General features: G+C 37.3%; 21 protein-coding genes and 1 riboswitch. Of the genes, 15 read left to right on the top strand and 6 right to left on the bottom strand.

The window, feature by feature from the left end:
- Positions 1-7 precede the first annotated feature (7 nt).
- Genes AQF98_RS06130 through AQF98_RS06125 form a run of 3 tightly spaced genes read left to right on the top strand, consistent with a single transcriptional unit; the run spans position 8 to position 1592 of the window.
- Entirely contained in the window at positions 8-967 is a 960-nt protein-coding gene (locus AQF98_RS06130; RefSeq protein WP_235524177.1) for an MBL fold metallo-hydrolase, read from the top strand.
- Entirely contained in the window at positions 967-1143 is a 177-nt protein-coding gene (locus tag AQF98_RS22125) for a DUF5522 domain-containing protein (protein ID WP_161805850.1), read from the top strand. The genes AQF98_RS06130 and AQF98_RS22125 overlap by 1 nt, the downstream gene beginning before the upstream one ends.
- Complete coding sequence (locus tag AQF98_RS06125) at positions 1140-1592, top strand: MarR family winged helix-turn-helix transcriptional regulator (RefSeq protein ID WP_055131035.1); 453 nt, start codon at positions 1140-1142, stop codon at positions 1590-1592. The genes AQF98_RS22125 and AQF98_RS06125 overlap by 4 nt, the downstream gene beginning before the upstream one ends.
- Position 1593: 1 nt before the next feature.
- Here the strand turns inward: AQF98_RS06125 and AQF98_RS06120 are convergent, their stop codons facing one another.
- The 3 genes from AQF98_RS06120 to AQF98_RS06110 are packed head-to-tail and all read right to left on the bottom strand — an operon-like array spanning position 1594 to position 3605.
- The gene (locus tag AQF98_RS06120) at positions 1594-2313 is read right to left on the bottom strand and encodes a ZIP family metal transporter (protein ID WP_055131034.1); all 720 of its coding nucleotides are present in this window, start codon (positions 2311-2313) and stop codon (positions 1594-1596) included.
- Positions 2314-2877 carry a phosphatase PAP2 family protein gene (locus AQF98_RS06115; RefSeq protein WP_055131033.1) on the bottom strand — a complete coding sequence of 188 codons (564 nt, stop codon included), beginning with the start codon at positions 2875-2877 and terminating at the stop codon, positions 2314-2316.
- Positions 2874-3605: a bifunctional 2-polyprenyl-6-hydroxyphenol methylase/3-demethylubiquinol 3-O-methyltransferase UbiG gene (locus AQF98_RS06110; RefSeq protein WP_055131032.1), complete on the bottom strand. Its 732-nt coding sequence runs from the start codon at positions 3603-3605 to the stop codon at positions 2874-2876. Before AQF98_RS06110 ends, AQF98_RS06115 begins: the two co-directional genes overlap by 4 nt.
- A 301-nt stretch (positions 3606-3906) precedes the next feature.
- On the opposite strand from AQF98_RS06110, the gene glmM reads away from it, so the two are divergent.
- The 6 genes from glmM to AQF98_RS06080 all read left to right on the top strand — a co-directional run bounded on the left by glmM (position 3907) and on the right by AQF98_RS06080 (position 10813).
- Entirely contained in the window at positions 3907-5295 is a 1389-nt protein-coding gene (glmM, locus tag AQF98_RS06105; RefSeq protein ID WP_055131031.1) for a phosphoglucosamine mutase, read from the top strand.
- A gap of 38 nt (positions 5296-5333) precedes the next feature.
- Positions 5334-6482: a cysteine desulfurase family protein gene (locus AQF98_RS06100; protein ID WP_055131030.1), complete on the top strand. Its 1149-nt coding sequence runs from the start codon at positions 5334-5336 to the stop codon at positions 6480-6482.
- A 542-nt stretch (positions 6483-7024) separates the two neighbouring features.
- Positions 7025-7231: a hypothetical protein gene (locus AQF98_RS06095; protein WP_055131029.1), complete on the top strand. Its 207-nt coding sequence runs from the start codon at positions 7025-7027 to the stop codon at positions 7229-7231.
- A 68-nt stretch (positions 7232-7299) separates the two neighbouring features.
- Positions 7300-8199 (top strand): MBL fold metallo-hydrolase, encoded by a 900-nt coding sequence (locus AQF98_RS06090; RefSeq protein WP_055131028.1) that lies wholly within the window; start codon positions 7300-7302, stop codon positions 8197-8199.
- 278 nt (positions 8200-8477) lie between these two features.
- Positions 8478-9806: a cytochrome ubiquinol oxidase subunit I gene (locus AQF98_RS06085; RefSeq protein WP_055131027.1), complete on the top strand. Its 1329-nt coding sequence runs from the start codon at positions 8478-8480 to the stop codon at positions 9804-9806.
- Positions 9807-9808: 2 nt separating this feature from the next.
- Entirely contained in the window at positions 9809-10813 is a 1005-nt protein-coding gene (locus AQF98_RS06080; RefSeq protein WP_055131026.1) for a cytochrome d ubiquinol oxidase subunit II, read from the top strand.
- A 161-nt stretch (positions 10814-10974) separates the two neighbouring features.
- Here the strand turns inward: AQF98_RS06080 and AQF98_RS06075 are convergent, their stop codons facing one another.
- Both AQF98_RS06075 and AQF98_RS06070 read right to left on the bottom strand, forming a co-directional pair.
- On the bottom strand, positions 10975-11439 hold the full coding sequence (locus AQF98_RS06075) for a YciI family protein (protein ID WP_055131025.1): 465 nt from the start codon (positions 11437-11439) through the stop codon (positions 10975-10977).
- A gap of 42 nt (positions 11440-11481) precedes the next feature.
- A complete protein-coding gene (locus AQF98_RS06070; protein ID WP_082434922.1) occupies positions 11482-12789 on the bottom strand; it encodes a voltage-gated chloride channel family protein in 1308 nt (435 codons plus the stop codon).
- Between the two features lie 27 nt (positions 12790-12816).
- Positions 12817-12882, bottom strand: a riboswitch (Fluoride riboswitch).
- Positions 12883-13089: 207 nt separating this feature from the next.
- Between AQF98_RS06070 and AQF98_RS06065 the strand changes: the two genes are divergently transcribed.
- Both AQF98_RS06065 and AQF98_RS06060 read left to right on the top strand, forming a co-directional pair.
- Positions 13090-13863 carry an alpha/beta hydrolase family protein gene (locus AQF98_RS06065; RefSeq protein WP_235524176.1) on the top strand — a complete coding sequence of 258 codons (774 nt, stop codon included), beginning with the start codon at positions 13090-13092 and terminating at the stop codon, positions 13861-13863.
- A 28-nt stretch (positions 13864-13891) separates the two neighbouring features.
- Positions 13892-15073, top strand: coding sequence for a copper amine oxidase (locus tag AQF98_RS06060; protein ID WP_235524175.1), 1182 nt, complete (start codon positions 13892-13894; stop codon positions 15071-15073).
- Between the two features lie 47 nt (positions 15074-15120).
- Here AQF98_RS06060 and AQF98_RS06055 read toward each other — a convergent pair whose 3' ends face one another.
- Positions 15121-16344 carry an ROK family transcriptional regulator gene (locus AQF98_RS06055; RefSeq protein WP_055131022.1) on the bottom strand — a complete coding sequence of 408 codons (1224 nt, stop codon included), beginning with the start codon at positions 16342-16344 and terminating at the stop codon, positions 15121-15123.
- 326 nt (positions 16345-16670) lie between these two features.
- Here AQF98_RS06055 and AQF98_RS06050 point away from each other — a divergent pair, with 326 nt between their 5' ends.
- The 4 genes from AQF98_RS06050 to AQF98_RS06035 are packed head-to-tail and all read left to right on the top strand — an operon-like array spanning position 16671 to position 25185.
- Positions 16671-18548, top strand: coding sequence for an FAD-dependent oxidoreductase (locus AQF98_RS06050; protein WP_055131021.1), 1878 nt, complete (start codon positions 16671-16673; stop codon positions 18546-18548).
- Positions 18549-18565: 17 nt separating this feature from the next.
- On the top strand, positions 18566-21766 hold the full coding sequence (locus tag AQF98_RS06045) for a TonB-dependent receptor (RefSeq protein WP_082434921.1): 3201 nt from the start codon (positions 18566-18568) through the stop codon (positions 21764-21766).
- Between the two features lie 9 nt (positions 21767-21775).
- Positions 21776-23479: a RagB/SusD family nutrient uptake outer membrane protein gene (locus AQF98_RS06040; RefSeq protein ID WP_082434920.1), complete on the top strand. Its 1704-nt coding sequence runs from the start codon at positions 21776-21778 to the stop codon at positions 23477-23479.
- A gap of 29 nt (positions 23480-23508) precedes the next feature.
- On the top strand, positions 23509-25185 hold the full coding sequence (locus AQF98_RS06035) for a DUF5018 domain-containing protein (protein ID WP_161805849.1): 1677 nt from the start codon (positions 23509-23511) through the stop codon (positions 25183-25185).
- Positions 25186-25189: the final 4 nt, after the last annotated feature.

Here is a 25189-nt window from a genome sequence, read left to right as displayed (position 1 = left end):
AACCAGAATGATGTTAGACCAAAAAGAAATTATCGACGATTTTATCGTTCAAACAAAAATAGGACTGTTTTGCAGTTATGGCAATTTTTACTTAGATCCAAAAGAGCCAGTTGTTGAAGCAGTGATTTCACATGCGCATGGTGATCATGCTGTTGGAGGTAATCAAAACGTTTACTGTACCGAAGCTACTGCAGTTTTTATGCAGCATCGTTATAAAAAGTTTGCAGCAGCAAATTTTTACCTCAAGCCTTATCAATCAACATTTCAATTAAATGGGGTAACAATTAGTTTTTACCCTGCTGGCCATATTTTGGGTTCTGCATTGGTTTTAATGGAGTACAAGGGCGTTAAATACCTTTATACAGGCGATTATAAACTAGAAGCAGATACAACCTGCGAGCCAACAGTATTGGTAGCCGCAGATGTGTTGATTACCGAAACCACCTTTGCAAATCCAGAGACAGTACATCCAGATGCGGTGGCGGAAATTGAAAAATTGAATAACGTTAAACCAAACATCATGTTAGGAGCCTATGCTCTGGGTAAAAGTCAACGGTTAATTTCGCTCATCAATAAACACTGCCCCCAAAAGAGAATATTGGTGCACCATAGTATTGTACCTTTTGTTAAAATTTACGAACAAATGGGCGTTGATTTAGGTAAATATGAAGTTTACGATAGAAAAGTGATGAAAAACAATGCAAATGACATGATCTATATTGTGCCTCCTATGGTTTTTCATAGCTATTTTAAAGCCATAAATGTAGTTAGGATTTTTGCTACCGGATGGAAACATATACAAAGTAACAATCAGGTTCAATTGTACATTTCGGATCATGTAGATTGGAAAGCAATTTTAACAACAATTGAAACGGTGCAGCCTCAACAAGTTTGGACTACACATGGAAGCGGAACACATTTGCAAAATCATTATAAAGATAAGTTGGTAGTTAAATTGCTTAACTAATGGAAGAGGGAGTTGATTACTATTTGAACGAAGATGGATTAATGGTGTTTACAGCAGCATATCACCTCAAAAGGGGCTACTGTTGCAAGAATAAATGTAAACACTGTCCGTGGAATTTCGGGAAAGATGGTGGTCGTAAAACCTCAAAAATCCAAACCAAACCTAATTCTAAATGAGGCAATTAAAGAAACAAACTAAAGTTTCAAAATTTGAAAATGTATATCAACAAACCGTAGTAAACATCTGTTTTACCTACCATTGGGGCAACAAAAAAGTAAAAGATGCACTTGTACCTTATGATGTTACACAACAACAGTATAACGTATTAAGAATTCTGAAAAAACAATACCCAAGCCCATCTACCATTAATTTGATTAGGACCCAAATTCTAGACAAAATGAGCGATGCTTCTAGGATTGTGGAGCGCTTAGTTCAGAAAGGTCTTGTTGATAAAACAGAAAACAATTATGATAAACGTGCTGTAGATATTATGATTTCTGAAAAAGGTTTAGCCCTATTAAAGAAATTGGATAAAGGGATCGATCTTTCTAAATTTATTGCTAAGCACATTACCAAAGAAGAAGCTACTCAATTGAATGTTTTGCTAGATAAATTGAGGGGATAAACTAGTGGCCTGCTGCGTAAAAACCCAGTAGGGCAACACCAATGCCTAACAATACTGCAAGCATTTTGCGCTTATTTATCCTGTGGTCTGCACTAGATTCAAAAAGAATGGTAGTAGAGATATGTAAAAATATACCAATAACTATTCCCATTACCTTGTTAAAATAAGGCTCCATACCACTTATGCTACCATTGCTTAAGCTAATGCTGAAATAATAGCCAACTGGTGCCATGATGGCAAAAATAATCAAGTAAAAAACAACACCTTTAGGTTTGATGTGGTTTTGAATTAGAATGCTTGCCAAAGCAAATGCAGCAGGAATATGATGTAAGGCTATTCCAAAAATCAGCTCATTATTTTGGTCTTTTGCCAATGGCATACCCTCTAAAAAAGCATGTAAACATAAACTAATCATAATCCCCAACGGAAAAGCATGTCCATCAGCGTGTTTATGGATATGGCCATGTTCTACACCTTCAGAAAATTGTTCTAAAAATATCTGTAGCAGAAAACCCAATAAGATAAAAAAGCCAATCTCACTTTTGTCGGTTCCGCTATAAGCATCTGGAATTAAATGCAGCACCGTAATGGCAAATAGATAGGCACCACTAAATGATAAAATGAGTTTCAGTATTTGCGATTTATCGTTCTTAACTAAAAAAATAGCTAAACCACCAAAAAAAGCACAGAAAAATAAAACAAGAAATTTCCAGATTTCCATTTAAGCTTTGGGTTTTATTCTTTGATAAATATAAAAAGTAAATAAGCCAACACAGGTTCCAAGTATGGCGCCTACAAAAGTATCAATAGGGTAATGTACACCAACATAGATCTGAGCAAAACTAATCAGAAATGCCCATGCCAAACCAATGGGTAAAATTGCTTTCCACTTGCGGTAGAATAGGCAAATTAAAAAAACTGCAATGCCAAAATGATTAGTTGCATGTGCCGATGGGAAGCTATAACCAGTGCCACAGGGTACACGATGGATAATCTGGTCTTGCAAGGTAATTTCATTGCATGGCCTAATTCTGGCCACATTGGGTTTGATAATTCTCGAAGCAACCATGTCGCCAATAGCAAAGGTTACCAAAACCATCAAAATCATATAATATCCCTGTTTTTTATATTGCTTAATGCAAAAGATAACGATGAAAAGATAAAGTGGCGACCAGAAGAAACGATTTCTTACCAATGGCATTAGCCAGTCAAAAAAACCATTGCTTAATCCACGATGGATTTTTAAAAACAATTCAGTGTCAAATTGTTGCAGTTCTGCTATCATGCTTTTTTACAAACAAGTATTAAACGATCTGATTTGGCCTCATCAAATGATTCGAGTGCATAACTTCCAAAAGTTTCGGTAATCACCAATCCACTTTTGGTTAACATGCGTTCAAAATCTGCCAATAAAAATGCTTGCACACGTTCTTCAAATGCATAAGCCTTCATTTTATGTTCAAAATTGATATGCTTGATAATTTTTCCTTCAGCTACAAATTTATGCAAATGAAACTCTATTCCATCAACCGTTTTGGTTTCCTGATTGGTTAGGTTTTTGATAATTTTTTGGGTATTGAAATAATCAATCACCAAAGTTCCATCTTCCTTTAACCCCTTTCTAAATGCCTTTAAAGCATTTACATGTTCTTTTTCGGTATCAAAATATCCAAAACTTGTAAATAGGTTTAGTGCAATGTCAAAGTAGTTGATGTAAGATAGCTTGCGCATATCATGCACATAAAAATGGAGGTTTTTCTGCTCAAATTGCTGTGCATATTTAATGCTTTGCTCAGAAAGGTCTATTCCAGTAACATCGTAACCTTTTTTGTTCAGGTAAATGGCATGTCTGCCTCTGCCACAAGCAATATCCAAAATTCTGCTGTTGATTTTTGGCCTTAAATAAGCAGAAAGGTTGTCAATCAAAAATTCTGCCTCCTCATCATTACGTTGGCTGTAAAGTATGTGGTAGTAAGGAGAGTTAAACCAATGTTGAAACCATTTTCGCTGCATTACCCTAGTATATTAACATTTTTGTAATGGGCAAATATAGTATTTTGTACTGCAAGAGTAAGGATAAAATTTATTTAGATGCAGGTCAGTTGCGTTTAAATGCAGAGATTTTAAAGCTGATTTTTTGAACATATTGTTGCCGTGCTTGGTCAATAGCTGAATTTTGCGTTGTTTTTATTGTAATTCTATCTATTTAGTAGATAAAAATAATTTGGATAAAGTTTGCAAAAATTACGTTTTGATGGTGTTTAAAGACTATTCTTCCTCAAATTTTTATTATTTTTGAAAAAATATAAGAAACTTGACTTTAATAAAATCTATATCTGGAATTAGAGGTACCATTGGCGGAAAAGCTGGCGATGGTTTAACCCCAATCGACATTGTAAAGTTTACTGCTGCCTATGGCTCATGGGTGATCAATAAAACCCAAAATAAAAAGATCGTTTTAGGCAGAGATGCACGTATTTCGGGAGAAATGGTCAATAATTTAGTAATTGGTACTTTACAAGGACTAGGTGTTGAAGTAATCGATTTAGGTTTGTCTACCACGCCAACAGTAGAAATTGCTGTTCCTTTAGAAAAGGCCGGTGGTGGTATTATTTTAACTGCAAGCCATAACCCGAAACAATGGAATGCTTTAAAACTATTGAACGAAAAAGGAGAATTCATTAGTGATGCAGATGGAAAAGAGGTTTTAGAAATAGCAGAAAATGCTGATTTCTCTTTTGCAGATGTAAACGAATTGGGTAAAGTAACTGCCAACGATACTTATTTGCAAAAGCACATCGATTCTATTTTGGCCTTGCCATTGGTAGATGTTGAAGCCATTAAAAAAGCGAATTTTAAAATTGCAATTGATTGTGTAAATTCAAGTGGAGGTATTTTTATTCCAGCTTTGTTAAAGGCTTTAGGCGTAACAACCATGTACGAGTTGTATTGTGAACCAAATGGTGAGTTTCCACACAATCCAGAGCCTTTACCAGAAAACTTAACTGAAATTTCGAAGGTAGTACAAGCCAAGCGAGCTGATTTAGGAATTGTTGTAGATCCAGACGTAGATCGTTTGTGTTTTGTTAACGAAGACGGAACCATGTTTGGCGAAGAATATACCTTGGTGGCTGTGGCTGATTATATCCTTAAAAATACACCTGGTAATACGGTTTCCAATCTTTCCTCAACCAGAGCTTTAAGAGTAGTGACAGAAAAAGCTGGGGCAACCTATAATGCTGCCGCAGTTGGAGAAGTAAATGTGGTGAACCAAATGAAAGCGACAAACGCCATTATTGGTGGCGAAGGTAACGGAGGGATCATTTATCCAGAATCGCATTATGGTAGAGATGCCTTAGTAGGTATTGCGTTGTTTTTATCGCATTTAGCTAAAGCGGGTACTACAATTTCTGTGTTAAGAAGTACTTATCCAGCTTACCATATCTCAAAAAATAAAATCACCCTTACACCAGAAATGGATATTGATTCATTATTGATCAAGGTGCAAGAAAAATATAAAGACCAGCAAATTAGTACAATTGATGGTTTGAAAATAGATTTCGAAAATGAATGGGTACATTTACGTCGTTCCAATACAGAGCCAATTATCCGTATTTATAGCGAAGCGGAAAATGAAACAATTGCTGAAAATCTGGCAAACAAAATCATCTCTGACATTAAAGAAATCCTAAAACTGAATTAAAACCAAATCAATGTTTACATTGATGTAATCTACTTTTTATGAAACGTGTTTATTTAGATAACGCCGCAACCACCCCATTAGATAAAGAAGTTATTGCTGAAATGAGCAACGTAATGGAAAATTTCTATGGTAACCCCTCTGCAATACACTCTCTTGGACGAGAAGTGAGAACTTTGGTAGAGAAGGCCAGAAAGACTGTTGCAAACTTGTTAAATGCTTCTCCATCTGAGATATTTTTTACCTCTGGGGGTACAGAGGCTGATAATACTGCCATTCGTTGTGGTATTTCTGCCTACGGAATTAAACATGCCATTACTTCTAAAATAGAGCACCATGCTGTTGAGCATACTTTAAATATGATGCTTAAAGATGGTGTGATTGATAAATTGAGTTTTGTAAATATTGACGAAAAAGGTAAGATAGATTACAACCATTTAGAAGAATTGTTGCAAAACAATGAACGTACTTTTGTTTCATTGATGCATGCCAATAATGAATTGGGTACTTTAACTGATATGGAGATTGTAGGCAATATTTGTGAAAAGTACAACGCAATTTACCATGCAGATACCGTTCAAACAATGGGCCATTACACACATGATGTACGCAAATTGAAAGCTCATTTTATTGTTTGTGCAGCTCACAAATTGCATGGACCAAAAGGTGTTGGCTTTTTATATGTAAACAGCAATATCAAAATACCACCAATGATTTATGGTGGTGCACAAGAACGCAATATGCGTGGTGGTACAGAAAATGTGTATGGAATTGTGGGCTTGGCCAAAGCTTTAGAAATAGCCTATGCAGAAATGACTGAACACCAAAACTACATTCAGGGGCTTAAAGATTATTTAAAAGAGCAGTTAATTGCCGAAATTCCAGGTATTGGCTTTAATGGAGAAACCGATGCAGATAAAAGTTTGTATACGGTGTTGAATGTATCTTTCCCAGAAATGGATATGGCTGATATGTTATTGTTCAATTTAGACATTAATGGCATCTGTGCTTCTGGTGGTAGTGCTTGTTCATCAGGTTCTAACATTGGTTCGCATGTATTAAATGGAATAAAAGCAGATCCAAATCGTCCATCGGTACGTTTTTCTTTTAGCAAGTACACTACTAAAGAAGATTTAGATTACGTATTAGAAAAAGTTAAAATGGTAGTAAAGCAAAATGCTTTAGCTTAACCAAATTATTCAATAAACCCTATTTTCTGCTTATAAAGTAGTTGGATAGATTAAGCTTGAATCTTTTTTATAACTTTTTTATAACAAAATAGATGTTATAGGTTAAAAAACCTTGACTAGATGGTCAAGGTTTTTTTATGAATTTGCTGAGCTGTAGGGCAATTTTTCAAGCTAATTTCTACATATTCATATATTCTAAAACTGTCTTTATATATGTTTAAACATCGATTTTTAAGTAAATGTAACTGAAAAGTTACTAAATAAACGAATATGTTTAGTTAAGTTTGATAGTGCCAAATCTATTGGCACAATTAGGTAATTGGAGTTTTAAGTTTAAGCGGTTCTTATTACAATTAATGTACTCGATGCCACGAGTTTGTTAAAAAGGGTAGATGTTTATTTGTTACGCTTATTTTTAACCAAGTGAAAAGCCTTAGCCTTAGTGCTAAGGCTTTTTTGTTGCTATACTTTATGAAACGCTAATTAAAACAATATTTTCTGTGAATTGTTAAAACAAGACATCTCTTAAAAAAAACAATCGTATGGAAACTAAAAATGAAAAAAACAGCGCTATAAAAAATGATTTGATTGATATAGGCAATGAAAAAGAGGAAGTGAGGCATGAACAAAATGTAGAGAAAAACTCTTCTTCAAAAATAACCAGTCGGTTTGAAAAAAAACATGGACGTACCCACAATTCGTTTGGCGATGGTCACGAACCTGGTACAATTCCGGGAACTGGAGTTTAGTAAAACATCAAATATTTCATTACATTTAAACCACGGTATCCTATCGTGGTTTTTTAATTTTCGTGATCATGCAAAGAAGACAATTTATTCAAAACTCGGCCTTGGCCATGGCAGTACTTTCTTTTTATAAAGCTGATGCTTTTGCCAGCCCTAATTTAGCTAGGGCCTATCAGTTTAAGCTATTGCGCAACGATGTTGGTATTTTTACCGAACAGGGCGGTACTATAGCTTGGTTAAATGGTACAAGTGGATTTGTGGTAGTCGATTCGCAATTTCCAACCACTGCACCGCATGTAATCGAAGAATTAAAAGGCTTGAGTGAGAAACCATTCAAATATCTATTAAATACCCACCATCATGGCGACCATACTGCAGGTAACATTGCATTTAAAGGTTTAGCAGAACATGTGGTTGCTCATCAAAATTCGCTGGTTAACCAAAAACTGGCCGCAGAAAAAGCCAAAAATGAAGACAAGCAACTCTTTCCTGACATCACCTTTGGTAAAGGATGGAAAGCGCCTGTAGGCAAGGAAAAAATTAGTGCCACTTATTATGGATCTGGACATACCAATGGTGATGTGGTTTACCATTTCGAAAATGCAAATATTGCACATGTTGGCGATTTGGTATTTAACCGTCGCTATCCATTTATTGATAAAGCGAATGGTGCACATATTGGCAATTGGATCACAGCGCTTGAGCAAATTCAAAATCAATTTGATAAGGATACTTTATTTATCTGGGGGCATAGCTTAGATCCAGAAAAAGTAACCGGAAATAAAGCCGATATCAAAGCCTTTCAAAATTATCTGCAATCATTGTTGGCTTTTGTAGGTGCCGAGATCAAAGCGGGCAAAACAAAAGAAGAAATCTTAAAGGCAACAAGTATTCCCGGTGCGCCAGAGTGGACAGGTGATGGGGTAGCAAGAAGTTTAACGGCAGCATATACTGAGCTTACAACGGGCTAGTTTTTGGTAGATTGTTCATAGTCCATGGTTTATAGTTAATAGTCCATGGTCTATAGTTGATAGTTCATGGTCCATTGTCTATAGTTTGAGGTTTTGTTTTTTTGAATGTAATCCAAAGTTATTGAGGGGTGAATATTGATTAAACAATTCATACAACAACTAGTAATTTTTCTATAATTTATAAACGTTCTATATTGAAAAAATAGTAGCTATTTTATTGATAGTTAAATAATTCCATAATTCTATAGGGTATATTTGTGTAATTAATTCTTAAGCTTATGGACGATTTCTTAGCTGCCCGTTCACAAATGGCCCTTTCCTTGGGCTTTCATATCATTTATGCTTGTATTGGTATGGTGATGCCATTTTTTATGGCTGTATCGCATTACAAATGGCTTAAAACAAATAACGAAGTCTATAAGCACATTACCAAAGCTTGGAGCAAAGGAGTAGCCATCTTTTTTGCCACAGGTGCAGTTTCTGGTACCATGCTTTCTTTTGAGTTGGGTTTGCTCTGGCCTAAGTTTATGGAGCATGCCGGGCCTATTTTTGGAATGCCTTTCTCTTTAGAAGGAACAGCCTTTTTTATCGAGGCCATTGCCTTAGGTTTCTTTTTGTATGGCTGGAATAAACTCAATAAATGGTTTCATTGGTTTACAGGGGTTGTGGTTGGAGTAAGCGGTTTGGCCTCGGGTATTTTAGTTGTGGCAGCAAATGCCTGGATGAATAGTCCTGCAGGATTTGATTTTGTAAATGGTCAATATTTAAATATAGATCCGATACAGGCCATGTTTAATAAAGCTTGGTTTACACAGGCCCTACACATGTGCTTGGCAGCATTTACGGCTACCGGTTTTGCCGTTGCAGGGGTACATGCCTTAATGATATTAAGAAAACAAAGCCAAGACTTCCATTATAAAGCCTTTAAGATTGCAGCTACTTTTGCTACCATTTGTGCCATATTACAACCCATAAGTGGAGACATTTCGGCAAAAGATGTGGCCAAAAGACAACCGGCTAAATTAGCAGCGATGGAAGCGCTGTACCATACACAAAAACCAGCGCCTTTATTAATTGGAGGAATTGTAGACGAGCAAAAGAAAGAAGTGAAAATGGCCATTGAAATTCCAGGGGCCTTAAGTTTTTTAGCACATGGCGATTTCAAATCGGAGGTGATAGGTTTAGATAAGATCCCAGAAAATGAACATCCGCCAGTTGCGATTACCCATTATGCTTTCCAGATTATGGTAGGGATAGGGAGCTTGCTGGTGATCATCTCGCTCATTTATTGGATTACCCTGTGGCGTAAAAAATCCTTGTTGGGCAGGCATTGGATTTTAAAGTTGTTCGTATACGCCATCCCACTAGGTTATATTGCTTTAGAAGCGGGTTGGGTGGTTACAGAAGTTGGTAGGCAGCCCTGGATCATCTACGGGATTATGAGAACCAAAGATGCGGTAACACCAATGCCGGGTATAGCTTGGTCGTTTTACCTGTTTTCTGCTATCTATGCTTCGCTTAGTATCATTGTGATCTTTTTGTTGTATCGTCAAATTAAAATGGTACCCACTTTGTACAGTCAACCAGAAGATCCTAAATCTCATTAGTTATGGAATACGTTGTCATTACCTTTCTTTGTCTGGCCATTCTACTTTATTTCTTGTTGGGTGGTGCCGATTTTGGTGCAGGGATTATCGAATTATTTACGTCCTCAAAAAATAGGAGTAAAACACGTAACACCATGTATCATGCTATTGGCCCGGTTTGGGAAGCTAACCACATGTGGCTGATCATTACCATTGTAATTTTGTTTGTGGCTTTTCCAACCATTTATACCACCATGTCTGTTTACTTGCACATTCCATTAGCCATTATGTTGATAGGGATTATTGCTCGAGGAACAGCATTTGTATTTAGACATTACGATGCGGTTAAAGACCAAATGCAGGAAGTGTACAACAAGGTTTTTATTTATTCTAGTTTCATTACGCCACTTTTTTTAGGAATTATTGCAGGGAGTGTGCTCTCAGGGCAAATCAATACACAAGCAAGCAATTTTGTTGATGCCTATATTTTTAGCTGGCTCAACTGGTTCTCTATTGCAGTGGGTTTATTTACGGTTGCCCTGTGTGGGTTTTTGGCAGCCATATATTTGATAGGAGAATGTAAAGTTGAAGCAGATAAAAAGCGCTTTATCAAAAAGGCAGAATTTATGAATATTGGAGCCGTAGTTTGTGGTGCATTAGTTTTTATAGCTGCGGGCAACGAAGATGTACCCCTGGTCAGTTGGGTGTTTCAAAATCAAGTGGGTTTAGTTGCGGTTATTCTGGCAAGCCTGTCTCTGATTTTACTGTGGTATCTGTTGTTAAAAGGTAAAACAAAAGTATTACGGATTTTAGCTGGCTTTCAGGTAACGATGATTCTTTTAGCGATCAGTTATGCCCATTTTCCTAATTTTATCCGTTTAAAGAATGGGGATGCGATTTCACTATTTGGAAGCATTGCACCAATTAAAACAGTAGACAGTTTAGGTTGGGCCCTAGTATTAGGCAGCGTTTTGATTTTGCCTTTTTTAGGTTATTTGTTTTATAAGTTCCAGCAGAAAGAAGAATAGTTTTTTAAGTATAAAGTATAAAGTATAAAGTATAAAGTATAAAGTATAAAGTATAAAGTATAAAGTATTTTTCCCCTAAAAGCTACACTTTCTATTCCCTATTCTCTATTTCCTATTCACTATTACCTATTTCCCATTCCCCATTTCCTCTCTAGAAAAACTTAAAACTTATATTTCCCTATTTTATCGTCGGCTTTTAAATATTCGGCAAGTGCGGCAGAACCATACCAATTAAACAATTCTGCATCCAATAGTTTTGCTTTAACCGCAGGGTCTGTTGCCAATAATTCTTTGGCTTCTTCAATAGATTTGGTGTTTAAGATAAATATGCCTCTATAGGTCTTGTCGTTTTTAGCCAATGGGCCAGCAACAATCAATTTGTTAACTTTTACCAATTTGCCCATGTTCTCCATATGGCCTGCAAATAAGCTGTCTGTTTTGGCTTTGGTTTCGCTGGTATTGGATCCCGTTTTTAAGATCACTAAAACATACATTTTCATGCCATAATCATCAGCGCCGTATTGTTTAGCTAGAGAGGCATCGTAGTTTGGATTTGTTTTTTTATCCTGAGCTTTCAGCATAAAAGCCATGGATAGAAAGAGCGAAAGAAACATTAATTTTTTCATGGTATTTTTTATTTAAATATAATCATCTGAGGTCAAACAGCATCAAAGTTCGTTCAATCTTTTGCCCAAGTACCTTTTAAACCTAGCATGTTTCGTTTCGCCAATCATTTGGTGGGTGTAAATACTTGTGTGGCCAGATAGCAGATAAGCAACTACACAGGCAATAGCTACATAGATACCACAGGTACTCCCAAATAATTCCATAGCCATTAAGGTGCAGGCCAGAGGTGTATTGGTTGCGCCTGCAAATACAGCTACAAAGCCCATTCCTGCCAAGAGGCCCATGGGCAGGGGGATGAAGTAAGAAAGTGCATTGCCCAAAGCCGCACCAATAAAAAATAGGGGGGTAACCTCTCCACCTTTAAAGCCTGCAGCCAAGGTTACAATGGTAAATGCCATCTTTATCATAAAATCATAGCTGGGTAATGGAACATCAAATGAAGCTTCAATGGTTGGAATACCCAATCCAATATATTTTGTGGTACCAATGGCTAAAACGGCAAGTGCTACTATTATTCCTCCAACAAATGGACGTAATGGCGGAAATGCAATTTTCGCTTTAAAGATGGAACTAGTGAAATGAAGTGTTTTGCTAAACAATGCTGCACAGAGACCAAATGCCAACCCTGCAAGAATAGCGTAGACAATATAGACTAGAGAAACATCAGGTATATGATTAATCGCATAATGGGTGTGATTGGTTTTCCATAATTTGGTTACCAGATCGGCTATAATGGCAGCAGTAAAAGCAGGGAAGATAGCGGTGTAGCTTAATCGACCAATTAAAAAAACTTCTAGTCCAAAAACGGCTCCGGCCAAAGGAGTGCCAAAAACAGAACCAAAACCTGCGGCTATTGCTGCAATCATTAAAGTTTTTCTGTCTGTTGCAGTTAATCTAAAAGGTTTGCTAAACTGGTCTGCAATGGCGCCCGCCATTTGTAGGGCTGTTCCTTCTCGTCCGGCAGACCCGCCAAAAAAATGGGTAACTAGGGTGCCAATGTATATAAATGGTGCCATTCTGAATGGAATGGTTTTTTGAGGATTAAGGATCGTATCAATAAGCAGGTTGTTGCCAGGGGCAACACTTTTACCAAAATAGTGGTAAAGTAAGCCTACGGCTAGGCCTCCTATTGGTAAAAGTGCAATTAGCCATAGGTGATTTTCTCTATATTGAGTTACCCATGCTAACGATTGTAAAAATCCGGCAGAGGTGGTACCAATGCAAACGCCAATTACCAAGCTGATCAGTAACCATTTTAATAAATAGGGAATTGCAGGGAAACGACCAAAAAATAAAATTAATGCCTGTTTAGTTTTTTTTAAGATTGATTTTTGATTTTTACTGGACATGATCCTCCTGATTAAATGTTTTTACATTAATAACCAGGCGTCATCAGCTTTTTAAGGCGGTTCAAGTAGGAAGACACCATTTCCTTTTTGTCTATTACAAATGTAAGCATAGTTTTTAATTCTGCAATAGCGGGCAAATTGCTGCTGTTTGAGTAGTTATTTTCACTTTTTTGGTGTACTTATTTTATTTTTTTAAAAAGTTTATCATTCTTATAAATATATTTTATATACTTGTGCTGATAAGTTAAGCAATAAGGTTTGATAACTATGGTAAGATACTTTTTGATAGTTGTATTTTTTATGTTGGGATTAAACGCCAATGCGCAGGATGTGTTGGTGATAAAATCTACATATTTAAAGACAAATGACTCTGTTTTAGTTTATAAACCAATTACTTATCAAAAAAGTCAAAAATATCCGGTGGTGTATGTGCTGCATGGACATTCTGCCAATTACAGGTCTTGGAGTAAACTTGCTGATTTTCAAGGTTTAGCCAATCAATATGGTTTTATCATCGTTTGCCCCGATGGGTTGAAAAAGAGTTGGTACTTAAATTCGCCTAACAAAGATAGCGTACAATATGAATCGTTTTTTATAAAGGAGTTGTTGCCTAAAATTAGCAATTCGTACAGTACAGATGCCAAAAAATATTTTATCACTGGAGCAAGCATGGGTGGTTTTGGAGCCATGAGCATTTTGATCAGCTATCCTCAACTGTTTTTGAGTGCTGGCAGTACTTCGGGTGTGTTGAACCTGCGCCATTCTGGATTTAAGAAAACAACTTTGGCTTATATATTAGGTGAGTACAGTGAAGAAAATAAACTTTTTGATGAGTATAGTCCGATAAATCGGCTGCATTTGATTAAAGACCTCAATAAGAAATTGATTTTCGATTGTGGTACCGAAGATTATTTATACAAGGCCAACAACCAATTTAGACAGCAATGCGATTCCTTAAAAATCAAGGCCACTTATATTACACAACCAGGTGCACATACAGGAGGCTATTGGTCTAAAACAATTCATCAACACTTTAAATTTTTTGATGAGTTGGCAAAAGAAACTACAAAATAACCGAATATAAATTTTTAACAAAACACAAGTGAAAAAATTAAAAACATTACTGAGTGGTATAGTTGTCACGGCATCGTGTATGCAATTGCAGGCACAGGTTTTACAACCTGGTTCTGATAAGGCTATACTTCAAACCAAACAGGGGAGTATTGTGGAGCTTCCAGGATTCTTGACCGAAAAAATCGATAAGATCAATTACCAGAAAATTGTTTTGCCTGGTCCACAGTTTATCATTTCTGACGATCCTGAATACATTCGTGTGCCAGAAGCTATTGCATTGAAAGAGGCGGTAGTGCCAGGAGCTGTACGTTTATATCTTTATAATGTAAATGGAGTAAAGGAACCTGCCAAGATTGACCGCAAAATTATTGCAGTATTAAAAAATACAGGAAAGCAAACCATGCATTTGAGAATGCTGAAATATTCTTCTCAAAAACCAAGCTTAAATTATTTTCAGATTGGAAAACAAGGATTGGCAGATTATTTTGCGTCAAATGGCAGTGTGGTGATTAGAAGTATTGCACCGGGTAAATCTATTTCTATAGATGAAAAATTAGATAAACACATTGTTAAATACGATGAGTTGGTGCATGGATTTTATGAATTTGTGATTGATCAGCCAGGAGAAATTTCTGTTGTGCAGGCAGCGCCGGGTACACCAGTTCAGGTAGCTGCAGACAAGATCAAGAACATTATTCCCTTTGGTCATGCCAATGCTGGAAGAGGTATTTTTGGTGTAAGCAATTATAAAGTGTTGAACGATAAAGTAGTAGATACCAAAGATGGTGTGGTTCAGTTAATGCTGGCAGATGGGGCAACAGATCCTTGGGTAGTTGGCAAAGAAAGCCATAGTGGTAAGATTGCTAAATTGGCAGGTAATTATGGGGTAATGTACGATGTAGAGCTGAAATGGAAGAGTACGGATGGCAAGGGCTTGGCATTGGTAACTTGGAACTCTAGATCGGCAGATAACCAGTGGTGTGGCGGTATGGCGGCAAGTATTGTGGTTAGCGGGGGGCTTTTTCCTGAAGGCATCATTCAATTGCCAAAAGATAGATTGGTAACCAAAAAAGCACCAGAAGCGATATTGATTCAAGTATTTAAGCCTTCGGCTGATGGAAGTGAGCAAACGATCAAATTGAAGTATTCTCCTCCGGGCGCTTCATGTTTACCTACACCATTGATCTTTATTCCTATAGATTTGAAATAATTGATTTTGTCTCGAAGGTGAAATTTACTTTCGAGACAAAATTTTAATTAATAGAGGTTCAGTAGTCTATTTCTTACCAACAGGCAAGCGCCAATTACTCCGGCCTTTTCGCCAAGTTTCGAGAACTTCAATTGCGTGTCGCTGCTCACTAAACTTAATGAGTATTTGTTAATGGCACTCAATATCGGTAAGCGGATGTATTCGCCAGTAGCAGCTAAGCTGCCTCCCAAAATGACCAGTTCCGGATTGAAGATATTGATCAAGAGCGCAATTCCCCTTCCTAGCTTTTCTCCAATTTGTGCAATCAGTTCAATAGCTAACACATCATCGTATTGTACGGCTTTAATGATATCGTCTAAAATAATATCATCAATTTTTAGTTTCTGTTGAGTGATCAAAGAAGTGGATGAGCCTTGAGCTACTTTTTCTTTGAATAATCGGAGTAGCGCCTGTCCAGATGCTTCGGTTTCTAAGCAACCCTTTTTCCCACATTTACAGATAATCTCGTTGTTAAATAATGGGATGTGGCCAAATTCGCCGGCAAAACCAGATTTGCCATAGTATAGATGACTATTGATCATGATCCCCATACCTAGGCCATAATCCATATTTAAAAACAAAACGTTTCTTTCATCGCGTACTACGCCAGCATTAAATTCTCCATAGGCCATTGCCCTCGAGTCGTTTTCTAGAAAGGCTTTAACACCTAGCTCCGATTCTAAGAATTTGGTTAAAGGTTCTTCATTAAAGTGGAAGAAACTGTAGCTGTAACCAGTAGAGTAGTTAATTCGGCCAGAAAGGTTAATGCCGATACCTAAAATCTTGTCTTTGCCAACGCCAGTAGTTTTAATGAATTTTTTAATGGCGTTACATAGTTCGATTAAAGATTCTTGGCTATTATTTAATTGGTAAGGTACATTTTCAGAAATGTTGACCAAGTTTTTCTGCAGATCGGCCAAGCCAATATTCAAATGTGTGTATTTCACATCTACCCCAATAAAAAATACAGAATTGGAAATCATTCCGTAGATGTTGGGTTTTCTTCCTCCCGTAGAATCCAATTTGCCCAAGTCTTCAACTAATCCATCGTTTACCAATTCGGCTACTAGGTTAGTGACTTTGGGTGTGCTTAAATTTAATTCTTTGCATAGTTCTGCAATAGTAGAGTTGCCATTATTGCATAAGAGTGAGATGATGTTTTTTTTGAGGTGGATATTTTTGAATGCTACCCCAGATATATTTTCGTCGTTTAATTCTTCAAAAAATGTCATAATTATTGATTAATAATTACTAAAGATGATTTAATAATTAAAATTATTTAAAAACATGCCATAATTGCAGTACGGTTTGCATAATAAAATGTAAAGATATGGTATGATTTCAGCTAAATGGCGACTGTAAAATTAAATTAAAGATACATATAATCACTAAACTTTGTAAAAATTACGTCTCAAAGTAACTAATTAAATTCTGTTATTTTTTAAATCATTGATTATTAGATAGTTGTATTTGTTGTAAATATACTTAATAAAAAAAATTAATAATTGTTCATGAGTTATTAAAAAAAAGATTACTTTCGTTATTGCCAAATAGCAATATGAATTATCTAAGACATCTTTTTTTAACTTATGTTTTATGTACGACTGCAATTTTAGCGCAAGCGCAGTCAGAGATCAACACCTCATTATTAATTATAGGTGGTGGTGCAAGTGGTACCACTGCGGGTATTCAGGCATCCAGAATGGGGGTACAGACTATTATTGTTGAAGAGACAGATTGGTTAGGGGGCATGCTTACAGCTGCTGGTGTTTCTGCCATAGATGGTAACCATCAGATGCCAGCTGGTTTATGGGGAGAATTCAGACAAAAACTCTATCATTATTATGGTGGTGCAAAAGCTGTAGAAACCGGATGGGTAAGTAATACCTTATTTGAACCCTCGGTAGGGAATAAATTATTGAAAGAATTAGCTAAAGAAGCTAATCTAGCTATCTGGTATCAATCGCAATGGCTAAATGTTCAAAAAACCACCAATGGTTGGACAGTAAGTGTTAAAAAAGCCAACAAGACCTACAAAATTAATGCTCAACTATTAATTGATGCTACAGAACTAGGCGATGTAATGGCCGCTGTAGGGGCTCCTTATCGAATTGGTATGGACAGTAGATCAGTTACTGGAGAGAGTTATGCTCCAGAACAAGCCAATGATATTATCCAAGATTTGACCTATGTAGCGATCTTGAAAGATTTTGGTGCAGGTGCCGACAAAACCATTAAAAAACCTGCTGGTTATGATCCTACTATATTTGAACACAGTTGTGATGTAGCAGATCCAGCTGCTAAAGACAATACGCCAATTATAGATTGTAGCAAGATGATCACCTATGGTAAACTGCCAAATGGTAAATACATGATCAACTGGCCAAAAAATGGAAATGATATCTATTTAAATATTATTGAGAAAAGTCCAAAAGAGCGTTCGGAAGCCTTAAAAGAGGCAAAGTTGCATACTTTAAGGTTTATCTATTACCTGCAAACGGTAATGGGCTTTAAGCATTTGGGCTTGGCTGATGATGAATTTCCTACAGCAGATCGTTTACCCATGATTCCTTATAATCGCGAATCTCGCCGTTTAAAAGGTCAGGTAGATTTAACTTTGCCCTTTGTAGCACAACCTTATCAGCAAAAAGAAGCTTATTATAGAACAGGCATAGCCGTAGGCGATTATACCATAGATCATCACCACCTTAAAAATCCGGCAGCACCTGCTATTGATTTTGTAAAGATCAAAGTTCCAGCTTATAATGTGCCATTAGGCTCGTTGGTACCAGAAAATACCAAAGGACTAATTGTGGCCGAAAAAAGTATCGGTGTTTCTAATATTGTTGCTGGTGCAACCAGGTTACAGCCTGTGGTATTAGGTATTGGACAGGCAGCTGGAGCCTTGGCCGCTGTAGCCATCAAAAATAATGTAGACCCTGCAGCGGTAAATATTCGCGAAGTTCAGCAGGCGTTATTGAGCAGTAAGGCCTACATTATGCCTTTTATCGATGTAAAACCTGAAGATTCTAATTTTGATGCTATCCAACGCATCGGAGCAACCGGTATTCTTCAAGGTACAGGTATTTCTTACAAATGGGCAAACCAAATGTGGTTTTATCCTCAGCACCCCATTAGTGAAGCAACTTTTATACAGGGTTTAAAAACCTATTATCCGGCAATTGCCGAAGTGGCCGCATCTGGAAAAGACCTGGATGTTGATTTCTTTGCCACAGTTATTCCAATGTTGAACAAACAGATTGGAAAAGAAACCATTGTAACCGATTTGGCTTCGCTCAAAAAACAAGATCAAAAACCCAATAGCCCTACGATTAATCGTGGCGAATTGGCTGTATTATTAGATAAATACCTTAAACCATTTGCCGTTGAAGTGAACTTTAATGGCCGTCTAATGCAATCAAAAATAACCAAATAAAACAAAGTAAACTTAACATGATGTTGAAATTTTTTACCAAAAAAGAAAAGCTTCCATGGATGATTTTATCTCTGGTGCTTTGTATGTTCTGTTTTACCACCGTTGCCTTTGCGCAATCGAGGGTAGTAACAGGTTCCGTAACAGACAAGCAGTCCATGCCTTTACCCGGTGTATCGGTAACTGTAAAGGGGACGCCAAAAGTAGTTCAAACAAACAATGAAGGAAAGTTCTCCATTACTTTGGAGCAAAATGAGCAAGCACTTGTATTAACCTATATCGGGTTTACCACAAAAGAAGTAACTGTAAAAGGAACAAGTGTGAACATTGAACTTGAAGAATCCAATTCACTATTGAACGAAGTAGTGGTAGTGGGTTATGGTACACAGAAAAAATCTAATGTATTGGGGTCGGTAGCACAAATTACCAGCGACGATATTAAACAGGCGCCTACCATGAACATTACCAATATGTTGGCGGGTAGATTGCCAGGTATTACCACCGTTCAATCTTCTGGCCGACCAGGTGCTGACGATGCCACCATCCGTGTAAGGGGTACTTCTACCTACCAAGGTGGACAAGGACCAATTGTAATTGTTGATGGGGTAGAGCGTTCTTTTTCTCAGTTAGATCCGAACGAAATTGAAAGCATCTCTGTACTAAAAGACGCATTGTCTGCTGCGGTATATGGTTTACAGGCAGCAAATGGGGTAATTTTGGTTACCACTAAAAGAGGTAAAATATCTGCACCTCAAATCACTTACGATGGTGCAATTATGCAGAACTCTAATACGCGTTTCCCTAAATTTTTAGATGGTCCAGATTATATGGACTGGTTCTCTAGAGCAGAAACGTTAGATAATGATTACCGTATCAATGTAGGGATGGACCCGAGTCCGTTAACTTATACCCAGTCGCAGATCGATGCTTTAAGAAATGGTACCAATACCAACCCTCTTTTGGGCAATACCGATTGGGTTGGTCAATTGTTAGGCAAAAAGAGTTATTCTCAAAGCCATGGTATTACGGTAAGAGGTGGAAGCGAAAAAGTAAAATATTTTTCGAGCTTAGGCTATCTTGATCAAGATGGAGTTGTAGAAAATACAGGTTACAAAAGATTTAACTTAAGAACCAATATCGATGCACAGTTGAACGAATTGTTATCAGTAACATTCGACATTGGTGCTAGGTTACAAAAAACAAATACACCAGGTATCTCTCCAGATAACTCGGCTTACATGAACCCATTCTATCAGGCAGTTAGAACTTTACCTAACATGCCAATGTATGCAGAAAATGGATTGCCAACAGCCTATCAAAGTAATGCAGGTTATGTAAACCCTATTGCTTCGGTAATGCAGTCTGGTTATCAGAATGGCGAAACAAATGTTTTCCAAAGCTCCCTTACTTTCAATGTAAAAGTGCCTTGGATTAAAGGTTTAACCGGAAAAGTATTGACTTCATTTGATAAGAATGCTACAGAGAACAAAAACTGGACTACACCTTATTCGTTAATGGGTAGGTTTAGAGGACAGACCACAGGTAACTTTACTTTAATCTCGAATCCTCCAGGTATTACTGTAAATACACTTCGTCAAAATTACAGTCAAAATAACAGATTAACATTCCAACCAAGTTTAAATTATACCAAAACATTCGAAGGTGGACATAGCGTTACTGCCTTGGCTTTATACGAATGGTCTAGGTATCGTTCAAATGTGTTCTCAACTGGTGCAAGAAACTTTGCCCTTTCAGAATTACAAGAGATCGATTTCGGAAGTACAGCTACAAACGATTTTATTAGCCCAACAGGAAGTAGTGGTTTAGGGGCCAGACAAGGTTATGTGGGTCGTATCAACTACTCGTACAAAGATAAATACCTGTTTGAGGTGGCGGTTAGAGCCGATGCTTCTTTAAGTTTCCCTGCAGAAAGCCGTTGGGGTTATTTCCCGGGTGTTGGTTTAGGATGGGTAGTAAGTAAAGAAGGGTTCTTCAGCAAAATGTCGAATACCATTAACTTCTTAAAAGTAAAAGCTTCTCATGGAGTATTGGGTAAAGACAATACGGTAACTTCTTTCCCTTATTTACCAGGGTTTATGTTAACGGATAGTCCGGTGGCTATTATTGGTGGTGTGCCAGTTTCAGCACTTTATACTACAGCTCCACCAAACAAAAACTTAACGTGGGAGCGTCACAATACCACAAACGTTGGTTTTGAAGCCGAATTCTGGAATGGAAAATTAGGTGTTGATTTCGATTATTTCTATACGGTAGTAAACAATATCCTTACCGGAAGAGGTAGCCTTTATCCACCAACATTAGGTGGTAACGTACCTTCTACATTTAATGATGGTATTACCGATAATAGGGGTTTTGATTTACAGTTGAGACACAAAAACAGCATTGGTAAGTTTAACTATTCAGTTACAGGTAACTTTAACTGGGCTAGAAATAAAATCATCTTAATTAATGAGAATGAAAACTTACCAGCATGGCAAAAACGTACTGGTAGGCCAATTGGCGAAAAAATTGGTTTTATTGTAGATGGCATGTACCAAACATGGGAAGAGGCTAGAAATGGTTCTTCACCAAGTAGCGGTTTCTTGGCACCAGGTTATTTCAAATATAGAGATCTAAATGGTGATGGACGTATTACCAGAGATGCAGATATGACTTACATTGGCAGAAGCAATTTGCCAGAAATCATGTACGGTATCAACCTACAGGCTAGTTACGGAGGTTTTGATTTTTCAGCCTTATTTCAAGGAGCAGCATTGTCTAGTTTAGCTTTGGGCGGATTGTACGAAGGTTCATCAGGTACATCAGGTATTGAAGACAATAGTCCTTTTACCAAAACTTTCTACGGCTACGGAAACTCTCCATATTATTTGGTAGAGCAATCGTGGTCGCCAAGTAACCCAAATGCAAAATATCCTCGATTAACATCAGGAGGGGTATCACTTTCTCCACACAATGCCAATCAGAACTCTGGGTTTATTGTGAATAACGATTATATCCGTCTAAAATCGGTACAGATTGGCTATACCTTACCAAAAAGTGTATTGAAATCGAAAATTGAAAGGGTACGTTTTTATGTAACTGGCTTCAACTTATTTACATGGGACAAGTTGAAATATCTTGATCCTGAAATGCCAAACGTAAATAATGGATTCTATCCACAACAGAAAATGATCTCCGGAGGAGTAAACCTTACCTTTTAATTAGAAGTCATGAAAAATTATATAAAAATAACAAAGAAATCATTCCTAGTTTTAGGGGCCGTTTTGGTAATGGGTTCTTGTAAAGTAGATTATGATCCACTAGATAGATATACAGATGTTGCCGTTTATCAGAACCCAGCCAACATCAGGTCTTATATTATTGGGATGTACAGTGAGTTCAATACTTTCAAGTTTGGTACTTTCCCAATCGGATACGACAATGCCACAGATGCACTAACCGATGTAATGAAATATTCGTCAGGTGTTTCTGGAAATGGTACCGTTAACATTTTAGCTTCAGATGCATCGAGGGTTAACGCCGCCGGACCACAGTTAAACTATTGGGCTACTGGTTACGCTCGTATCCGTCGCCTCAATGAATTTTTAGAAGGATTAGATACCAAGGCACAAGGTCTTGACAACAATTCAAAACTACAATTTCAGGCCGAGGCCCGTTTCATTCGTGGTTATGTGTATTTCTGGTTGGTAAAATTACACGGTAGTGTGGTTTTGCTAGATAAGTTGGTAGATCCAGACAAAAAAGACAATCCACGTTCTAGTGAAGAAGATTGTTACAAGTTTATTGCAGCTGATTTTGCATTTGCGGCACAAAATTTACCAGCCAACTGGGATTCTGGAAATACAGGTAGAGCGACCAAAGGTGCAGCTTATGGCATGTTGGCCAGAACTTGGTTATATGCAGCTTCAATTGCCGAATACGATAAGAAACAATTCAATGCAGATCCTTTAACGGGTATCCCACAAACAAAAGCTACAGATTATTACACCCAAGCTTCTAATGCTGCAGACGAAGTGAAAAAATTAGCTGGACAGGGAATTTATGCTTTAGACGATTTTGGAACAATGTTTACCAATAAAAACTCTAAAGAGGCAGTATTTAAAATTGCTTATTTAAGACCGCAACTTACGCATCAATATGATTTAGGATTTGTTCCGCCAAGAGATGTACCAGGTCAGGCTTTAGTTTATGGTGTACCAACAGCAGAATTGGTTAATGAGTTTGAAATGAACGATGGTTCTACTTTCTCATGGGCCAACCCTACAATGGCTGCTAATCCTTATGCCAATAGAGAGCCAAGATTTTACGCTACAGTTTTACACAATGGCTCAGCTTGGAAAGGACGTACTTTAAATACAACTACAACTGATGATATTGAAGGCATAACAGAATACGGGGCTACAGAAGCCAAAAGAACGGTAACGGGTTATTATGCCAAAAAGTTATTAGATCAGGCCAATACCAATATTGTGATCAACAAAAGTGACCAGACCTGGATGGAGATGCGTTACGCAGAGGTATTGTTAATTGATGCCGAGGCAAAAACGAAAATCAACAACATTGCTGGTGCCAAAGCTTCTTTAAATGAATTGAGAACCAAACGTGGCTTGCCAAATACACCTTCTCAAACTCCTGATGAAATGATGAAGGCTATTGAGCACGAAAGGATCATTGAATTGGCTTTTGAAGGTCACCGTTATTGGGATTTAAGAAGATGGAGAAAAGCACATACTAAATTGAACAACATCAGGTTTACCGGACACAAAGGTACACCTAGCGGTTCTAGTGTTACTTATACAACGGTAACGGTAGATAATGCCAATAGACAATTTACACCTGCGCTCTATTATATTCCAATTCCGTTGGATGAGATTTTAAGAAATAAAGCAATTACCCAGATTCAAGGCTGGTAAAAATGGCTATTCACCTAAAAATATTCGTAATGAAAAAAATATCATTAATTGTAGTTACAGCATTCACTGTTTTAATGCTTAACTCCTGCAAAAAGGCCGAGCCGGTTGTGAGAAACCAGAGCAATGAGCTTGCAGATATTTATGCCACTTTAGAGGGGCAGGGCGGCAGTAGGCTGTTCGAAGCAAGGATAAGTGCCAATAAGGATACCATCTATTTTGATATTCCTTATTATTATCCAGCTAATTCTGATAATGAGGTAGACCTTTCTAAAGTAATTTTAAGATCGGTAGTTCCTTCTGATGCCATTGTATCGCCAGCATTGGGTTTGGTGCAAGATGTATCTAAACCTTTTAAATTGACTATTACCTCAGGTTCTGGTGCAACAAAATCGTTTGTTGTAGTTACCCGTAAAGTAGGCGATGTTTCTATTACCAGTGCCAATGTAGAATATGCAGCTGGTGCTAGTACCCAAAAGGTAGAAGCGGTAATTAAAGACAGCGATGTATTGTTCTATATCTTGCCAGGTACCAATGTATCAACAGCTAAATTGAACTTAAACATCAATAAACACTCTACAAGTTCTATTGCAACTGGATCAACCATTAACCTTTCGCAAAATGTGCCATTGGTAATTACGGGTAAAGATGGTACTAAAAAAACCTATACCCTAAAAGCTACAGAGCCAGTTAAATTAGATTATGGTGTGGGGATTAACCGTAGGTTATGGAGCAAAACCGCTAGTGAACTTGGTTTTACCAGTAACATGGAATCTGCTTTGGCAGTGTCTGGCGATTACCTGATTACTGTGGTGCGTACCAATCCGGCTAAATACCGTGTATTCAATAGAAATACAGGAGAGTATGTTAAAGATATGGCATTGCCATTTAGTACCTTGGCTTTCCAAATTGCCAATGACTTAGACGGCAATATTATCGGTACAACCTATGCTGCTAAAGGTGGTAAGTTTATCGTATACAAATGGGCCAATATCGATGCCACTCCGGTAAAACTAATTGAATGGACCAATAGCAATCCAACCGGAATTACAGGTGATGGTGGTATAGGTCGTCGTTTAAATATTTATGGTAACCTAAATGGCGATGCTGTAATTACAACAACAGGTGGTCAATCTCAAATTATCTACAAATGGACACTTAAAAACGGTGCAGCGGTTAGTCAAGATCCTCAGGTGATCAAATACGAATCGGTTACTGGTGGTGCAGCTTCATTTATGGGCTATCAAGCAGATGCTCAACCTGTGTCTACAGATCCAAATGGAAATTACTTTATCAATTACCAATTTGAAATTGCACTGGTTAATGGCGTTAGCAATCAAAGTATGTTTGGTTTTAACAATTCAACCACTGTATTTGGTATTTTCCACTTTGCTACAGATTATATCGAATTTAACAATGCCAAGTACTTGGCTATCCAGAAATTTGTGAAATCATTTAGTTATAACAATGCAGTTTTGGGCTTGTTTGATGTTACAGAAAACTCTAAGATAAGCCTTGCACCATCAGATCCAAGATACAATACATTTAATATCTATAATTCTGAAGAATTCTTGGGTGCCAATGCCAATTCAAATGGTACTGGTGATGTGACAATCGGACTATCAGCAGATAAGCAAAGAATGCAGGTGTACATGCTCCTTACCAATGGAGGTATCATTGCACACGAATTTACTAAATACGCACCTTAATACT

This window comes from Pedobacter sp. Hv1, from assembly GCF_001412215.1.
Taxonomy (GTDB): Bacteria; Bacteroidota; Bacteroidia; order Sphingobacteriales; family Sphingobacteriaceae; genus Pedobacter.
This window is presented reverse-complemented; position numbering and strand designations above follow the sequence as displayed.

Bases quoted from the DNA above. Each gene is read 5' to 3' on its own strand.
- AQF98_RS22125 (WP_161805850.1), top strand. From the start codon at position 967: ATGGAAGAGGGAGTTGATTACTATTTGAACGAAGATGGATTAATGGTG.
- AQF98_RS06100 (WP_055131030.1), top strand. From the start codon at position 5,334: ATGAAACGTGTTTATTTAGATAACGCCGCAACCACCCCATTAGATAAA.
- AQF98_RS06125 (WP_055131035.1), top strand. From the start codon at position 1,140: ATGAGGCAATTAAAGAAACAAACTAAAGTTTCAAAATTTGAAAATGTA.
- AQF98_RS06075 (WP_055131025.1), bottom strand. From the start codon at position 11,439: ATGAAAAAATTAATGTTTCTTTCGCTCTTTCTATCCATGGCTTTTATG.
- AQF98_RS06050 (WP_055131021.1), top strand. From the start codon at position 16,671: ATGAATTATCTAAGACATCTTTTTTTAACTTATGTTTTATGTACGACT.
- AQF98_RS06115 (WP_055131033.1), bottom strand. From the start codon at position 2,877: ATGATAGCAGAACTGCAACAATTTGACACTGAATTGTTTTTAAAAATC.
- AQF98_RS06110 (WP_055131032.1), bottom strand. From the start codon at position 3,605: ATGCAGCGAAAATGGTTTCAACATTGGTTTAACTCTCCTTACTACCAC.
- AQF98_RS06045 (WP_082434921.1), top strand. From the start codon at position 18,566: ATGATGTTGAAATTTTTTACCAAAAAAGAAAAGCTTCCATGGATGATT.
- AQF98_RS06095 (WP_055131029.1), top strand. From the start codon at position 7,025: ATGGAAACTAAAAATGAAAAAAACAGCGCTATAAAAAATGATTTGATT.
- AQF98_RS06035 (WP_161805849.1), top strand. From the start codon at position 23,509: ATGAAAAAAATATCATTAATTGTAGTTACAGCATTCACTGTTTTAATG.
- AQF98_RS06120 (WP_055131034.1), bottom strand. From the start codon at position 2,313: ATGGAAATCTGGAAATTTCTTGTTTTATTTTTCTGTGCTTTTTTTGGT.
- AQF98_RS06055 (WP_055131022.1), bottom strand. From the start codon at position 16,344: ATGACATTTTTTGAAGAATTAAACGACGAAAATATATCTGGGGTAGCA.
- AQF98_RS06130 (WP_235524177.1), top strand. From the start codon at position 8: ATGATGTTAGACCAAAAAGAAATTATCGACGATTTTATCGTTCAAACA.
- AQF98_RS06080 (WP_055131026.1), top strand. From the start codon at position 9,809: ATGGAATACGTTGTCATTACCTTTCTTTGTCTGGCCATTCTACTTTAT.
- AQF98_RS06040 (WP_082434920.1), top strand. From the start codon at position 21,776: ATGAAAAATTATATAAAAATAACAAAGAAATCATTCCTAGTTTTAGGG.
- AQF98_RS06070 (WP_082434922.1), bottom strand. From the start codon at position 12,789: ATGTCCAGTAAAAATCAAAAATCAATCTTAAAAAAAACTAAACAGGCA.
- AQF98_RS06065 (WP_235524176.1), top strand. From the start codon at position 13,090: ATGTTGGGATTAAACGCCAATGCGCAGGATGTGTTGGTGATAAAATCT.
- AQF98_RS06085 (WP_055131027.1), top strand. From the start codon at position 8,478: ATGGACGATTTCTTAGCTGCCCGTTCACAAATGGCCCTTTCCTTGGGC.
- AQF98_RS06090 (WP_055131028.1), top strand. From the start codon at position 7,300: ATGCAAAGAAGACAATTTATTCAAAACTCGGCCTTGGCCATGGCAGTA.